This is a genomic window from Candidatus Accumulibacter contiguus, assembly GCF_036625285.1.
Lineage (GTDB): Bacteria > Pseudomonadota > Gammaproteobacteria > Burkholderiales > Rhodocyclaceae > Accumulibacter > Accumulibacter contiguus.
This window is the reverse complement of sequence record NZ_JAZKUC010000001.1, coordinates 450,712-466,632: the sequence shown is the minus strand read 5'-3', so window position 1 is coordinate 466,632 and position 15,921 is coordinate 450,712. Positions and strand designations below refer to the sequence as shown.

The following is a 15,921-nucleotide window of genomic DNA, read 5'->3' as shown; positions in this document are numbered from 1 at the left end:
CGGCAGACCCTTCCACAGTGACGGAGATGGTACTGAAGCCGCCACCAGAACTGGCGGCACATTGGCGGGCAGCGTGGGGAAAGGATGCGGATTTGGGCCGGCGACTGGGCGAAATCACCCTGGTGATTGAAGACGCCTCCCCCGATTCGGTGCTCGCGCTGCTGTTCTGGCTCGCAGTAATGAGCGGGGTGCCGGTAGAATCGTTTGACCAGCCCGAGGTCGCGCGTTGGCTCGGAGCCGTACGACGCTGGGAATTGATGGGAATGGTCGCCGAAAACCCGCACACGGCCTGGGCGGCGCTGCTCTCCGCCCTGTCCCACAGTCATTTCGCCCCGCTGCTTTCGGAAAAAGGCCGCAGCTACGATTTCGCTGGTGCCTGGCGCGAAGCGCTGCAGTTCACCACCACCCTGCTGCGGCGAGACATTGCGCCGGATGCCGTACCGGAACTGTGGGAACTGGAAGCCTACCGCCGCGCCGCCGCTCTGCTGCGCAACGAGGAACAGAATTATCTGCGTTCCCTGGCCCGCTCAACCTGTCTGCAACTGCTGGTGCCGATGGCCGGTCCAGAACCGCGCAAGGACATGCTGGTAGATGCCTACCTCACGGTGGAAACCTGGCCCAGCGGCACCCGCAAATTGTTCGCTCGACTGGATCGCATCCACAGCCCCATGCGGCAGGGTTTCGCCGTCATGGGCATCTACCGCCCGGACCCACGCATTGCCGGTGCCGGTGATGACATGGTGCTGTCGGTCAATCCCCTGACCGGCATCGACCTGCAGGATCTGTGGCTGGAACTGGAACGGCTGGAAAACGAACGCTGGGCAGACCAGCGTCCTACCGAGAATGCACGCCCGATTGCCAGTTATCCCGCGGGAACCGGGTACACTCAACCCTGGTGGGACGACCACGGCCGCTACACCCTGCTCGCTGCGCCTCGGCGCCTGCCGGACGGGCGTCTTGGCAGCCGGCTGGCCTGGCCGGATGTCGTCAGTGCCCTTTGGCGGGTATACAGCCCGGTACGGCGCCTGCGCGTCGAAGACGCCTTGCATGCTGGCCCGCCGGTCTCGCTCGAGGCTTGCATGCGGAAGACCTGCCGTTATGACGGTGACGACGGCATTACCAAGTTTTTTCTGGGGATGCGCTGGCTTCCGAACACCGCCCAGTCGGGCGCGCTGTTCGACCTGCCCAGTGTGCAGCGCTATCTGGCCGCCCTCATCGCCCGCCGGGACCAGCAGCAGGCGATCACGGTCGAGGACCTGCCTGTCCCGGATGAATTCAGCGTGCTGCCAGTGCACGGTGGCTTCGCCATCCTCCACGATCAAGGCACTCTGGTATTCGACGACTGGCGCACCGAACGTCTCCGCTTGCAACAGCTTACCGAAGAGTTCGAGCGGGTATTCCAGATCCTCGGCACGGGACGCGATGTGGCGAGGGCTCTGGACGCCCTGTTTGCAGAACGCAGCTCCGGCAGGAAACCGCGTCCCACCGCCGCCGTCCTGGGTGATCTCGCCACCCTGCGTGGCCGGCTGACCGAGGCCGGCTATCAATTCCAGCCAGGCAGCCATTGGGCCGACGTGCGCGCCTTCCGCGCCGCGCTGGAGAACCGCTGGTGTGTCGGTGACACCATCAAGAACCTGCATACCCGCGTATCGCAACTGGAAGACGCCATCCGCACCGCCAGTACACTCGAGACCCAGCGTCTGACCTATATTCTCTCGACCATCGGTCTGCCCTTCGTCATCAGCAACGCGCTGACCGGCTTCCTGAAACCCTGGCTGGTCGGCCCCCAGCTTCCTCCCGGGCCGCGCGAGGTGTGGGCGCCGACGCTGTTCTACCTCGGCGTGGCCTTGCTCCTGATCGGCCTGATCCACATCGCGTTGAAACGCTGGTTGTTGTCCGCGCGCAAACGCAAGCAAAAAGTGGCAAGAAGCGCCTAGTACATTCACAAATTTTCGGAGAACTTATCCGAGACCGCTTAACGCTGGGAATCCAGCATTTCATTCTGGGCCACGGCATCCGGTGGCTTGGTCTGGTCTCGAAGAGTCGCTGGCACGCTCTGCCGGGGGATCGTTACTTGGCAGGTGTTGATTGGGAATGTTCACGCTTCGAGGTCGAAGACCAGGACTTCTGCGTCTTTACCGTTCGTGATTTCAATGCGACTTTCCGCGCTGATCAGGGCGGCGTCGCCACCCGACAAGTGCTGGCCGTTGACCTCAACTGCACCACGTACCACGTGGACATAGGCCTTGCGCTCGGAGTTGATGTTCAGGATGGCGGATTCCGTGCCGTTGAACAGGCCGGCGAACAAATACGCATCGGCATGAATCGTGACTGAATCTCCTGCTCCATCGGGCGACGCCACCAGGCACAACTCACCTCGCCTTTGTTCTGCCGGAATATGCCGTTGCTCGTAACTCGGCGCAATGCCGGTCACGTTGGGCGTAATCCAGATCTGCAAAAAGTGCGTGGTCTGGCCCTCGGCGTGGTTGAACTCGCTGTGCGTCACGCCGGTGCCGGCACTCATGCGCTGCACGTCGCCGGGTGGAATACCCTTGATATTGCCCATGCTGTCCTGATGCGCGAGATTTCCCGACAGAACGTAACTGATGATTTCCATGTCGCGGTGGCTATGCTTGCCAAAGCCGGTACCGGGGGCCACCCGGTCCTCGTTGATGACCCGCAAGTTGCCCCAGCCCATGTGCGCCGGGTCGTGATAACCGGCGAATGAAAACGAATGGTAGCTCTCGAGCCAACCATGGTTTGCGTAACCGCGATCCTGAGACTTACGAACTGTGAGCATGTGAACCTCCTTGTTGATGAGGTGCATTGTGACTTGTTCAGTATCGTTGCAGGTGCTGACAATTTGATGGCATCATTCAAAATGATTGAATGGATGACACTCTGATGCCGACTGCCCGCGATGTGTTAACACCCGATGCCCTGGCCATGCTTGAGACCATTGCAAAGGCCGGCAGCTTTGCTGCGGCTGCCCGTGCAGGTCATATGGTGCCGAGCGCACTGACGTATCGCGTGCGGCAGATCGAAGACGCGCTGGATGTCCTGCTGTTTGATCGCAGCTCGCGGCAGGCCCGCTTGACTGAAGCTGGGCAGGAACTACTGCGCGAGGGTGCGCGACTGTTGGCCGATATCGATGCCGTGGCCAACCGCATCAAGCGGGTGGCGACCGGTTGGGAGCCACAGTTCACGATTGCGGTGGATAGCATCATCGTGCGTGCGACGGTGATGGAGCTTTGCCAGTCATTTTTTGCGTTGCAACCGCCGACCAGTCTCAAGCTGCGCAGCGAGACGCTGTCTGGCACGCTCGAAGCGCTCGCGTCGGGCCAGGCCGATCTGGCGCTGGGCGTGGTCGTGCAGGCCGGTAGCCGGGCTGACCTACAGCGGGAGTCGCTCGGTTCGGTTCGTTTTGTCTTCGCCGTATCGCCTCACCACCCGCTGGCACAGGCGCCTGAACCATTGACCGATGAAACCATCCGCCCGTATCGCGCGGTGGCGCTTGCCGACTCCGTACAGCGCGGCGGCGGCCTGACGGTCAGACTATTGCCCGGCCAGGAGGTGATGACCGTTCCGGACCTGCCAGCGAAGCTCGACGCACAGCTTCGAGGGCTGGGTGTTGGCTTCCTGCCGACATGCCTGGCACAGCCCTACATGGATACCGGACGCTTGGTGGTCAAACAAATCGAACAAGGGGAACACCAGCTTCAGTTTTGTTACGCGTGGCGCAAGAGCGGAAGGGGTGGCCAAGGGCGGGCACTGCGATGGTGGCTTGAGCAATTGCAAAGCCCGGTGACGCGGGCTACGCTATTGGCAGAGAGGCGCTCTTGAGCTTCATCCAGTTCAGTAGTAGTCCACAGGAATTCCCGACATGAAGAATGTTTTCCGCGACAACCCGACCATCGCTTTCGGTCTCGGTTTGCCGCTGTTGCTGGTCGTGCTGTTCCTGGTGATCTCCGGCATTCCGGTCCTGCTGGTCGCACCGGCGCAGCATGACGTGCTGTACGCCACCAATTACAGCTATTACAACAACGCCCAGAACACGCTTCAGATTGCCGTCGTCGGCGACCGGGTCCAGGTCAATTACATTGGCAGCAATCAGCCCTACCAGAATCCGCGACTCTGGCGCTTCAATCCTAGAACCGGTGCGGTGAAGGAAATCGCCCTGCTCCTGCCGCCAGGTCTCGCGCCGAATACCGGAAGCACCGTCGAAGCGCCGAAGATTCCCACGGTGACGCCGATCGAGGTGCCTGATCTCGCAGGACTGAAAGTTGATTCGTCGAGTCTGGCACCCGATGGCTACGCATTTAGCGCCGGCCCGGACGGCTATTCGGGGCGCATCTTTACCGACCTGTTCTATTCCTCCCGCTACCGTTCGCAAGCCGAGTTGGTAAAAAGCGGGCGCAGCATCCGCCTGCCCAATACCGACGGCGCCTACTACGGCAACACGGTTCGCTTCATCGGCTGGGTGGTTTCGCCATGAGCGTGCGGACTAAAACGCCAGCGTGTCGCTCGGCGGCAGGAGCATAGTTTGATGAGCTGGCTGATTCTGCTGCTGGTGCTGCTGTTCGTCATCGGCGGCGGTTGGTGGGGCTGGCCGCTGGTCGCCGCCCTGTTCGGCGTCAGGCACGTCATCGACAAACCCGGTGCACTCGGCAAAATCACCGAACTGATGCGAACCTATGACATCACGCCGGATGAAGTGGCCGTGGCCTATCGCGACCCGTCACTGATGCAGGCGGCGCCCGCCCGGCGTAGTGGCGGCGAAATCGCCAAGACGCTGTTCACCTATCTCGGCGCGATCTTCATTCTCGCCGGCATCAGCACCTACATCGGCATGTTCTGGAATCGGATGGGCAGTGTGATGCGCGTCCTGGTCACGCTGGGCGTTGGCTACACGCTGCTGATCGTGCTGATCTCGGCGCTGCACGAGAAAAAGTTTCCGAAACTGATCCTGCCGCTCGCCTTGGCCTCCGTGATCATGCTGACCAGCGGCTGGTTCGTCTTCATCCATGAGGTCTTTCCACGCGGCGACAACTGGCGCCTGGCGGCGCTCAGCGTTTTCGGACTGATGGCGCTGCATCAGGGTGTGCTTTTCCGCAAATATGCACAGACCGTACTGGCCTTTACCGCCCTGCTGTTCGTATACGCCTTCCTGCAAGTCGGTCTCGACATGCTCGACGTCTCACCGGGTTTCAGCGCCATCATTCTTGGCAGCTCGCTGTTTCTGGTGGCGACCGAACTGGAGAAATCCCCCCATCGCAGCCTGTCCGAGTTCGCCTTCCTGATCGCCCTGTGCTGGCTCAACGCCGGCATCTTCGATCGGCTTGCCATCGCATCGACACCCAACTGGGCCGTGCTTCTCACCGGCATGTCGATCATGTCAGCCTCCTACGGTCTGGAAAAAGGCGGGCGACAGCACCGTCTGGCCGGGCTGGGCACGCTGATCGGTTCGGCCATGGCCTACACCGGCCTTTTCGATCTGGTGCACAAGACCGCTGTCGAACCGGCTTTCTTCGCCGTCACGGCCTCGATGCTTTACGCCTGTGTCCTGCTGCAAAGCCGCGCCCTGCTGCTAACGACGGTGATCGCCATGCTGAGCTACATCGGCTATTTCACCACCCAGCATTTCGTCGATTCACTGGGCTGGCCGATCTCGCTGGTCCTGATGGGTGTTGCCTTCATGGGCGTCAGCGCGCTGGCCATGCGGGTGAAGCGACAGATGTAAAGCTACCAGGAGTGGGATTGGTTGTGTTATGGGGCCGCGCTGGCGCGACCGGGCAGGATCCGGACGAGGAGAGACGCTGCCTCGGACAGGCCAGCAAGAGCCGTTTGACAGCGAGGGCTATCGGGCAGCTACAGACTGGAAGCAGTCGTTCAGATTTCGTAGCCACCGACCCACCGCCGACCTTCGGGCCGACCGTGTCGACGGTCGGCTTATCGGCCTTTGCCGCCGTTGGCTGATCGTTCAATGGCAGTCAGCAGTTTGGCAGTAAGCTGCCGTCGGGGCACACCTCACGGCGACCGGCGGCTTTCTACTCCCGCAAATACGTGCTCGCGACCCCGAGCGGCCCTTGCTGACTCGCCTCGCTACGGCCCCAATCGCCTTGCTGCTGTCTTTCCTTACCTCAGTTTCCGAACGGTAGGTAACGAGTTGGAGCTGACTCTTTGTAGAACTGGTACGTGGAGCTAAGGAACGCCTACGAAATAACTTCCCGTTTTGACTGTGCGCTCGGGCATGCCACTTGCTTGCTTGGTTGTTCTGAAAACAGCAAAGGGAATGCAGCGTGGGCTATTACCGGGAAGACGTAGAGCGGCGCATGAAGGAATTCTATCGGCGACTATCGGAAAAGGATCGTCGCCGGTACGCGGCGGTGGAGTCTGACAAGTTGGGGCATGGGGGCCAGCAGTACATCGCGCAGTTGTTTGAGATCGATCGCAAGACGATCCGACAAGGACTGGCCGACCTGGACATAGCGGAAGAGGCGACGGGGGATAAGCTCCGAAAAAAGGCGGTGGGCGGAAGCGTAAGCTCGACCTGACGCCCGAATTATCGACGACGTTTCTGGACGTCGTTCGAGAGCATACGGCGGGCTGTCCGCAGCACGCCATTCGTTGGACCCATCTGCGCCAGCCGGAGATTGCCCGGCGCATTAGCGCGACGGGAACCCCGGTCAGTTGCCGGATTGTTCGCCAGTTGCTGAAGCAGCATGGCTTTGTTCGCCGTCAGGCGCAGAAGAAGACGTCGTTCAAGCAGCACCCTGAGCGCAACCCGCAGTTTGAAAACATCACAGCGCTCAAGGCCGCGTACCTGGCGGCTGGTCAGCCCGTACTCTCCATGGACACCAAGAAGAAAGAGATGCTCGGCAATTTTTACCGGAACGGCACGCTTTACACCCGAGAGACCCTGGCCGTGCTGGATCATGACTTTCCCAGCTATAGCGAAGGCAAAGTCGTACCGCATGGCTTGTACGACATCGGTTTGAACAAAGCCCATGTCAATCTGGGCACGAGTCATGACACCACGCAGTTCGCGTGTGACAGCGTGGAACGTTGGTGGTCTTTGCACGGACGTCACGATCATCCTAATGCCGATAAGATATTGATTCTGTGCGATGGCGGTGGCAGCAACCCCTCACGCTCGCCGTTGTTTCAGCAGGACTTGCAAGCGCTTGCCAATCGGCTCAAGCTGGAAATTCGGATCGCCCACTTCCCGCCGTATTGCTCCAAGCACAATCCGATTGAGCACCGCGTCTTCCCCCATGTCACGCGCGCTTGCGAAGGCGTCGTATTTGAAAGCGTGCCTCTGGTCAAACAACTGATCGAGCGTACCCAGACTCGAACTGGACTTCAGGTCACCGTCGATATTATCGATCGCGTCTACGAAACCGGACGGAAAGCGGCGCTTGATCTCAAGGCATCCCTGCGCATCGTCGCCGATGCACTACTGCCCCCATGGAATTACACCATCCTGCCAAATTCAACAGCATAAAACCGGGAAGTTATTTCGTGGGCGTTCCTAAGGAGCAACTGATCAACGAGGCGGGCGTATGCAATTCGCGAATCCACGGTTGCACTCGTGTCGAATAGCGGGTAGGTTCCCGGACGTCCGGTTCATCGCAGCGCCGTGAGGTGAAAAGCATTTACGGACAAATCGCGATAATTTCCCGGAGCCCGCACCTATTTCCATCTGGCGGTCCCGGCGTACCGGTTGAGACCATGCAGTGAGTACCAAGAAAATAGACCGAGTCCGGTCCCAAGCCAGCTCGCCGCCCGAAGGCGAACTTGGCCGACGCCGGCCTAAGCTTCTACTGGTCGGCCTCGCGCTCGCCACCCTCACCGCCATTGCCCTGTTCGCCATCTTGCGCCCCGCGCCACCGGCGGTCGGCAGCGGTGGCGCCGTAACACACAGAGCAGCCCCTGCCGTTGCATACGTGGCCGACGCCACCTGCGTCGGCTGCCATGCGCAAGCCGGCGAGCGCTGGCGCGGCTCCCACCACGACCAGGCCATGGCGCATGTCGGCCCGGACAGCGTGCGCGGCGACTTCGCCGACGCCGTGTTGCGCCAGGGCAAGCAGCGCTGGCGCTTCCACCGGGCCGACGGGCGCTATTACGTCGACGCCCCCGGCGAAAACGGCCGTTCCCGTCAGTACGAAATCAAATACACCTTCGGCGTCGACCCGCTCCAGCAATACCTCGTCGAATTTCCCGGCGGCCGCCTGCAGGCCCTGCCGGTGGCCTGGGATACCCGCCGCCAGCGCTGGTTCCACCTCTATCCCGATAGCCGCGCCGGCACCGGCGACCCAATGCACTGGACGGGCCGCTACCAGAACTGGAACCTGATGTGCGCGGAATGCCACAGCACCAACCTGCGCAAGGGCTACGATGCCGCCGCCGACACCTACGCCACGCGCTGGGATGAAATCAACGTCGGCTGCCAGTCCTGCCACGGCCCAGGCGCTGCCCACCAGGCCTGGGCGGATGCAAAACGCGACGGCAAGCCAGCGCCTTCAGGTGCTGAAAAGGCCTATGGCCTCGTCGTCGATTTCCGCGCTGGCGACTCCCGCTTCCAGGTGGACCAATGCGGCGCCTGCCATTCCCGCCGCCAACGCCTCGCCGACAGCGACCAGCCCGGCGCCCATTTCCTCGACAACTTCCGCCCCGAACTCCTGCGCGCCGGGCTCTACCATCCCGACGGTCAACAACTCGACGAGGTCTATGTTTACGGCTCCATGCTGCAGAGCCGGATGTACCAGCAGGGCGTGCGCTGCACCGACTGCCACGACGCCCACAGCCTCAAGCTCAAGGCCGAAGGCAACGCCGTTTGTGTGCAATGCCACAACCCGGCCGGCAACCCGCGCTTTCCGACACTCAGGAAAGCGGCCTACGACACCCCGGCGCATCACCACCACACCGCCGGTCGGCCGGGCACCGAATGCCGGAACTGTCACATGCCGGAAAAGAACTACATGGTCGTGCACGCCCGCCCCGACCACAGCTTCCGCATCCCGCGCCCCGACCTCTCGCAAAAGCTAGGCACCCCCAACGCGTGCAACCAGTGCCACGCCAACAAGAGCCCGGCCTGGGCGGCTGAAGCCGTTGCTCGCTGGTACGGCCCTGAACGGCGCCTGGAGCCGGGCTTCGCCACCACCTTCGCGGCCGCCCGCGCCGGGCGCCGCGAAGCCCTGCCCGGCCTGCTCGCCCTGCTGCGCGATCCGGCACAGCCAGCCATCGTCCGCGCCACCGCCACCGAGCACCTGCCCCCCGCACAACCTGAAGCCCGCATCGCACTGAGCGAAGCACTCAACGACAGCGATGCCCTGGTCCGCGCCTATGCCGTCCTCGCCCTTGCCGAGCTGCCGCCGGCCGAACGAGCGCCGCTCCTCGTCCCGTGTCTGCGCGACCCGATCCGCCTCGTGCGCATCAACGCCGCCCAGGCGCTCGCCGCGCTACCCCCCGGCACGCTCGCCGGCGCCGACCAGGCCGCCTTCGACCAGGCCTACCAGGAATATCTCGATGCCCAGGCCGCGATGGCCGACATGCCCGCCACCCAGCTCAACCTGGCCGGCGTCCACGCCCAACGGGGCGACGACCCCGCCGCCCGCGAAGCCTATTCGCGCGCCCTGCGCATGGACCCCGACTTCGGCGCCGGACGCAACGCTTACGCCGGCTACCTGGCTACGCGGGGCGACACTGCCGCCGCCGAAGCCACCCTGCGCGCCGGCCTGGAGCGCAATCCCGGCGACGCCGAGCTGCGCTACAGCCTGGCGCTGCTGCTCGCCGAATCCGGTCAGTTGCCCGCCGCCATTCGCGAACTGCATGAGGCCGCCCGACGCGCGCCGGACAATCCGCGCATCGCCTACAACCTCGGCCTCGCCCTGATGCAGGCCGGCCGTCTGCGTGACGCCGAAGCCCCGCTCGCCAAGGCAGCGCGCCTCGACACGCAGGAAGGCGCCTACGCCTATGCCCTGGCGCTGCTGCAGTTCCAGCAGCAACGGCCCGAGGCCGCCCTTCCGCACGCCGAACGCGCGCTTGCCCTCAACCCCGACGACCGTGCGGCACAACAGTTGCTGCTGGCCATTCGCCGCGGTCGACCGTGAAAAATGGCCAAATTCCGGACCCCGATTGTCCTTCCTTCCCGAACTCCGATGCCGCAGGGCGCGTCATCGTGAGGCCAACATCGTCCAGACACGGAGTGCCGCCGCCATGAGCCCCTGGATCGAGTCGTCCATACCGTTCGTGACCGTCTTCGTCATGCTGATCGTCGGCACCGATCTGCGTCTCGCGGACTTTCAGCGCGTTCGCCGTTACCCGGTGCTCGTCCCCGGTATCGTCTGCGCGCAATGGGTGTTGCTGATCGGCATCGCCGGCCTCGTCGGGCGCCTGCTCGACCTGCCACCCGGCATGACCGGCGGTGCCATCCTGCTTGCCGCAGCGCCGGTGGCAGCCATGTCCGGCTTCTACACCCAGCTGGCCGGCGGGCACCTGGCGCTGGCGGTCACGGTAGCGGCAATGTCGAACCTGCTGGCGCCGATCGTCACGCCCGTCGCCGCTTCGCTTGGCTTCTGGCTCTTCCTCGACAGCGACAAGGCAATGGAACTCCCCATGCTCAAGGTCGCGTTGCAAGCCATCGTCGGCTTGCTGTTGCCGTTGCTGGCCGGGATGCTGCTCCGCCACTGCGCACCGCGCTGGGTCGCGCGCTGGCGCGGTTCGCTGCAGGGGATAGCCATTGGCGCGGTGATCGCACTGCTGGGGGCGGTCATCATTGACCAGCGCGAAGCGATTCGTGAGCAATTCGTGCTTCTGTTCGGCGTCTCGCTGCTGTTCACGCTGGCGACGCTGGCCGCGGGATGGGCTGTCCTCAGACTGCCGGCCTGTTCCACCGAGGACCGGCACGGGCTGCTCTGGGGATTCCCGGCACGCAACGTCGCCGTCGCCACCCTCGCGGCAACTTCGGTTCTGGGAAAGGCGGCCGTCGTGACCTTCATCGCCGTCCTGTTCGCCACGCAACTGACGTTGCTGTTGTCGCTTGCGCTGTGGCTCCGCAAGCGTGCCAGATCTTCATCCGGCAGCGTTTGAGCCGTCACCGGACCATCGACGGCCAATTTCCGATCAGCCGCCGGGTGACCCTGGCTGACCTGAACGGGCGCAGTGTTCCGCGATTGTCGCTTCCATCGGCACGACGACCTCGGCTTCGACTGCCCGGATCTCGCTCATGAAGGCCAGCGTAGCGGGGGCGAGCGAGCGATTTTTCAGGTACAGGAAGCCGTAGTTGGCCTGAAAATGCGGGCCAGTCATTGGCAGAATCGAGATCCGGTCGGCCAGAAGGTCGACATCGAACATCTTCAACGTCCCCACGGCCAGCGCGTCGCTGCTGGCCAAAAGTTCGGGAACATGCATCGACACATCGAGGTTGACCGCCGGCACGAAGTCGCCATTGGCCGGATCGATCGAACCGGCGGCGTCGACCGGTCCCGGGAAATGGTTCGCAATGCGCGCCGGTATCCGTGTCCCGACCCAGGGGAACGCCAATGCCTGGGCCCACGATGCCGGCCCGCGCCCCATCAGCGGATGATCGGTACGGCAGAACAGATAGCCGCGATGCCGGCCGACCGGTTCGGTCGTCAACGCCCCTTCATCCGCGAGATCGCCGATTTCTGCAATGCCCAGGTCTACGGTGCGGGAGAGCACCTGCTGAGCGACCTCGCGCCACCCGGCGACATGGAGCGTGACACGGAGCTTCGGATACCTGGCGGACAGGCGGGCAATGGCAAGGCCGCCCGAGATGATGCTCGGATAGGGGCCGAGCGCGACCTTGAGCGAACCGCCGCCGCATCCGGCCAGCAGGTCGATCTCGCGCCGCATATCCTCTTCCACGGTGAGCAGCTGGTTGCTTCGTTCCAGCACAATCTCGCCGAAGGGCGTCAGGATGATCGCCCCGCGGTTCCGTTCGAGGAGCGCCACGCCCAGTTCCCCCTCCAGCGCCTGGATGCTCTTGCTCAGCGCCGGTTGCGAGATGCTCAGAGCACTAGCGGCACGGCCGAAATTGCCATGCTCGACCAGTGTGCGTAAATGGAGAAGACGGCGGGGCGTGATCATAACCAAAAGGTTTCCATGAAATGAAAATTCATCATTATCATTTTATTTTCATCCCTCCTAGAATGCTACTGTTCTGTTCCTGAAGGCGCCCCGCATCCGGCAAGCCGCTCGCGGTATCAGGAACGGTTACCTGCCTGGCCGGGCGGCCATTGCAGGTTTCAATATTGTAGGACTACTTCATTTTGCGAGGGGACATATGAATCGTTCACACCCTATCGTCCGTATGCTCGGCATCGCGCTGGCATCTTCGGCTCTGGCGGCTGCAGGAATCTCGTCGGCACAGGCGCAAGCCAGCCAGACGCCCAAGCAACCCAACATCATCCTGATTCTGTCCGACGATTTCGGCTATGGAGACGCCGGGGCCTATGGCGGTGGTGCAGGGCGCGGCATGCCGACCCCGAGTCTGGATCGGCTCTCCAAGGAAGGGATGACCTTCTACTCGTTCTATGCGCAGCCGAGTTGTACGCCGGGCCGCGCTGCGGTGCAGACCGGACGCATCCCCAACCGCAGCGGCATGACCACCGTGGCCTTCCAGGGTCAGGGCGGCGGGCTGCCCAAGGCGGAATGGACGCTGGCTTCCGTGCTCAAGCAAGGGGGCTACCAAACCTTCTTCACCGGCAAGTGGCACTTGGGTGAAGCCGATTACGCCTTGCCCACGGCGCAGGGCTACGACGAAATGAAATATGTCGGGCTCTACCATCTGAATGCTTACACCTACGCTGACCCGACCTGGTTCCCCGACATGGATCCGAAGTTGCGTGCCATGTTCCAGCAAGTCACCAAGGGCGCATTGTCCGGCACGGCGGGCGGCAAGGTGACCGAAGACTTCAAGATCAACGGTCAGTACGTCAACACCCCGGACAAGGGCGTGGTCGGCATTCCGTACTTCGACGAATATGTCGAGAAGGCGGCTGTGGAGTATCTGGACAAGGCGGCCAAATCGAGCAAACCGTTCTTCATGAGCGTCAATTTCATGAAGGTGCACCAGCCAAACATGCCGCACCCGGACTTCCAGCTCAAGTCGATGTCAAAGAGCAAGTATGCCGATTCCATCGTCGAGAACGACACCCGGATCGGCCGTGTCATCGAAAAGGTCCGCCAACTCGGCCTCGACAAGAACACCTACATCTTCTGGACCACGGACAACGGCGCCTGGCAGGACGTTTATCCCGATGCCGGATATACCCCGTTCCGTGGCACCAAGGGAACGGTGCGCGAAGGCGGCAACCGTGTGCCCGCGATTGCCGTCGGGCCGAACATCAAGCCGGGGAGTGTGAATCACGAGATCGTCGGCGGGCTGGACTACATGGCCACGTTCGCCGCCCTCGCCGGGGTCAAGCTCCCGCAGAACGACCGTGAAGGCAACCCGATCATTTTCGACAGCTACGACCTCAGCCCGGTACTCTTCGGCACCGGCAAGTCGCCGCGCAACGAATGGTTCTACTTCACCGAGAACGAACTCACACCGGGCGCAGCACGGGTCGGTAACTACAAGGCCGTCTTCAACCTGCGTGGCGACAACGGGCAACCTACGGGTGGCTTGGCAGTCGACAGCAACCTGGGATGGAAGGGAGCGCAAAAATATGTGGCCACCGTTCCCCAAGTGTTCGATCTCTGGCAGGACCCGCAGGAACGCTACGACATCTTCATGAACAACTACACCGAGCGTACCTGGACCCTGGTCACCATCAGCAAGGCGATCGAAGACCTGATGAAGACTTATGTCAAATATCCGCCACGCAAGCTGCAAAGTGAGGGTTATGACGGACCGGTCGAGTTGTCCAAGTACGAAAAGTTCAAATACATCCGCGAGCAACTCATGAAGGACGGCATCCACATCGGCTTGCCGAGCGGAAACTGAGGTTTCCGCCAATTGAGTTATCACCCGATGGCGAGGCTATCTTTGAAGATGCGCCCCGCCATTTTCATGATTCACGGTAACTACTCAGCTACTGCATCTTGTTAAAAATCAACACGTTGCGAGCATTGAAATAACATAATGACGAATGGGATTGCTTTAGAATCAAGTGGTTGCAAGTTTATGCCATTGTTCGCCTGTTTCTAACCAATTGTTTTTGCATAACATTTTGACCTGAGTAGTTACGATTCACGAAGGAAATCGACATGCGGAATCTGCTCGTCAATGCACTGTTCGCAGTGGTGCTGTTCGCGAATTCGGCCTTTGCCGCCGATCCCCTGCCCTCCTGGAACGATGGCAAGGCCAAGCAATCCATAGTCAACTTCGTCACCAAGGTTACAAAGGCAGGTTCGCCGGATTTTGTGCCGGCGCCGCAACGCATCGCCACCTTCGATAACGATGGCACGCTGTGGGCCGAACAGCCGGTCTATTTTCAGTTGCTTTTCGCGATTGATCGCGTCAAGGCGCTAGCGCCGCAGCATCCGGAATGGCAGACGCAAGAGCCGTTTGCCTCGTTGCTCAAGGGCGACCTGAAGGGCGTCATGGCTGGCGGCGAAAAAGCGCTCCTGGAAATCGTCATGGCCACGCACGCCGGCATGACGACCGAGGAGTTCGAGAAAACCGTTAAGGACTGGCTTGCGACGGCCCGGCATCCCAAGACCGGCAAGCTCTATACGGAAATGGTCTATCAGCCCATGCTAGAAGTGCTGACCTACCTGCGCGCCAACGGATTCAAGACCTTCATCGTTTCCGGCGGCGGTATCGAATTCATGCGGCCGTGGACCGAAAAAGTCTATGGCGTTCCGCCCGAACAGGTCGTCGGCAGCAGCATCAAGACCCAATGGGAAGTCCGTTCCGGCAAGCCGACGCTCGTTCGCCTGCCGGAGATCAACTTCATCGACGACAAGACGGGCAAGCCCGTCGGCATCAACGCGCATATCGGTCGCCGGCCGATTGCCGCCTTCGGCAACTCCGACGGCGACCAGCAGATGCTCGAATGGACGCAGGCCGGCAGTGGCGCACGCTTGATGATGCTGGTGCACCACGACGATGCCAAACGCGAATGGGCTTACGGACCGGAATCGAAGATCGGCACGTTCAGCGATGCGCTCATGGCGGAAGCCAACCAGCGTGGCTGGACCGTCATCAGCATGAAGAACGACTGGAAAAAAGTGTTTGCCTTCGACAACTGATCCTGAGCACTTTGATTGACTTACAGCAACTGCGGGAAGCCGCAGAAAAACCAGAGCATGCCAACTTGATAATTAAGGATTAACCATGAAACTCCATCATCTATTTACCGTCGCAGCGGTTTCATTGTCTTTTGTGACTGGCAGTGCCATCGCTCAGGACAACAAGGCGAGCAAGCAAGCGGAGATCCGTAACGTAACACAGGCGAGCCTGGAGAAATTCTATAAGGCAGAGCCCAAAATCAAAGGCGAAGTCAGCAAAGCCCCTGGCTACGCTGTCTTTACCACCTACGGTCTGAGCTTCTTGGTCGGTGGTGCAGGCGGCAAGGGTTTAGTGCATGACCGCACGACGAAAAAAGACGTCTTTATGGAAATGGCCCAGGCAAATATCGGGGCACAGGTTGGCGCGTCGGAGAGTGAAACGCTGATCATCTTCCAGACAACCAAAGGGATGCACGAATTCATCGCCAAAGGTTGGGAATTTGGCGGCGGCGGCGGGATTGGTGCCGGCGCCGCAGGGAAGACCATTGGTGGGCAAAGCGGTGGAAATGCCATTCCTCACGCAAAGTACTACACGCTGACGAAGAATGGACTCCAGATTGGTGGCGCGGTGGCCGGAACGAAGTTTTGGAGGGACAGCGCCTTGAACTGAGGCGACAGGCAAGTCCGCATATTCGGAGCACCAACAATACCAATTCCATA

The 15,921-nt window shown here is 61.5% G+C and carries 13 protein-coding genes; 11 read left to right on the top strand and 2 right to left on the bottom strand.

Annotated features, from left to right (window positions below):
• Nucleotides 1–17: 17 nt before the first annotated feature.
• Nucleotides 18–1,937, top strand: coding sequence for a hypothetical protein (locus tag V5B59_RS02245; RefSeq protein ID WP_332351531.1), 1,920 nt, complete (start codon nt 18–20; stop codon nt 1,935–1,937).
• A 161-nt stretch (nt 1,938–2,098) separates the two neighbouring features.
• Here the strand turns inward: V5B59_RS02245 and V5B59_RS02240 are convergent, their stop codons facing one another.
• The gene (locus V5B59_RS02240) at nt 2,099–2,800 is read right to left on the bottom strand and encodes a pirin family protein (protein WP_169071111.1); all 702 of its coding nucleotides are present in this window, start codon (nt 2,798–2,800) and stop codon (nt 2,099–2,101) included.
• Between the two features lie 104 nt (nt 2,801–2,904).
• Here V5B59_RS02240 and V5B59_RS02235 point away from each other — a divergent pair, with 104 nt between their 5' ends.
• The 7 genes from V5B59_RS02235 (at nt 2,905) to V5B59_RS02205 (ending at nt 11,091) form a co-directional block, all read left to right on the top strand.
• Nucleotides 2,905–3,843, top strand: coding sequence for a LysR substrate-binding domain-containing protein (locus V5B59_RS02235; protein WP_169071104.1), 939 nt, complete (start codon nt 2,905–2,907; stop codon nt 3,841–3,843).
• A gap of 40 nt (nt 3,844–3,883) precedes the next feature.
• On the top strand, nt 3,884–4,495 hold the full coding sequence (locus V5B59_RS02230; RefSeq protein ID WP_169071103.1) for a hypothetical protein: 612 nt from the start codon (nt 3,884–3,886) through the stop codon (nt 4,493–4,495).
• A 51-nt stretch (nt 4,496–4,546) separates the two neighbouring features.
• Nucleotides 4,547–5,740 (top strand): hypothetical protein, encoded by a 1,194-nt coding sequence (locus V5B59_RS02225; protein ID WP_169071102.1) that lies wholly within the window; start codon nt 4,547–4,549, stop codon nt 5,738–5,740.
• 592 nt (nt 5,741–6,332) lie between these two features.
• Nucleotides 6,333–6,554 carry a hypothetical protein gene (locus V5B59_RS02220; protein ID WP_332351530.1) on the top strand — a complete coding sequence of 74 codons (222 nt, stop codon included), beginning with the start codon at nt 6,333–6,335 and terminating at the stop codon, nt 6,552–6,554.
• Nucleotides 6,551–7,504 (top strand): ISAzo13 family transposase, encoded by a 954-nt coding sequence (locus V5B59_RS02215; RefSeq protein WP_332352159.1) that lies wholly within the window; start codon nt 6,551–6,553, stop codon nt 7,502–7,504. Before V5B59_RS02220 ends, V5B59_RS02215 begins: the two co-directional genes overlap by 4 nt.
• A gap of 442 nt (nt 7,505–7,946) precedes the next feature.
• On the top strand, nt 7,947–10,112 hold the full coding sequence (locus V5B59_RS02210) for a tetratricopeptide repeat protein (protein ID WP_332351529.1): 2,166 nt from the start codon (nt 7,947–7,949) through the stop codon (nt 10,110–10,112).
• 106 nt (nt 10,113–10,218) lie between these two features.
• Nucleotides 10,219–11,091: a bile acid:sodium symporter family protein gene (locus V5B59_RS02205; protein ID WP_169072060.1), complete on the top strand. Its 873-nt coding sequence runs from the start codon at nt 10,219–10,221 to the stop codon at nt 11,089–11,091.
• Nucleotides 11,092–11,124: 33 nt separating this feature from the next.
• Here the strand turns inward: V5B59_RS02205 and V5B59_RS02200 are convergent, their stop codons facing one another.
• On the bottom strand, nt 11,125–12,111 hold the full coding sequence (locus V5B59_RS02200; protein ID WP_169072061.1) for a LysR family transcriptional regulator: 987 nt from the start codon (nt 12,109–12,111) through the stop codon (nt 11,125–11,127).
• Nucleotides 12,112–12,334: 223 nt separating this feature from the next.
• Between V5B59_RS02200 and V5B59_RS02195 the strand changes: the two genes are divergently transcribed.
• The 3 genes from V5B59_RS02195 to V5B59_RS02185 all read left to right on the top strand — a co-directional run bounded on the left by V5B59_RS02195 (nt 12,335) and on the right by V5B59_RS02185 (nt 15,871).
• Nucleotides 12,335–13,972, top strand: coding sequence for an arylsulfatase (locus tag V5B59_RS02195; protein WP_372703816.1), 1,638 nt, complete (start codon nt 12,335–12,337; stop codon nt 13,970–13,972).
• Nucleotides 13,973–14,235: 263 nt separating this feature from the next.
• Entirely contained in the window at nt 14,236–15,222 is a 987-nt protein-coding gene (locus tag V5B59_RS02190) for an HAD family hydrolase (protein ID WP_332351528.1), read from the top strand.
• Nucleotides 15,223–15,307: 85 nt separating this feature from the next.
• The gene (locus V5B59_RS02185; protein ID WP_332351527.1) at nt 15,308–15,871 is read left to right on the top strand and encodes a YSC84-related protein; all 564 of its coding nucleotides are present in this window, start codon (nt 15,308–15,310) and stop codon (nt 15,869–15,871) included.
• Nucleotides 15,872–15,921 lie beyond the last annotated feature (50 nt).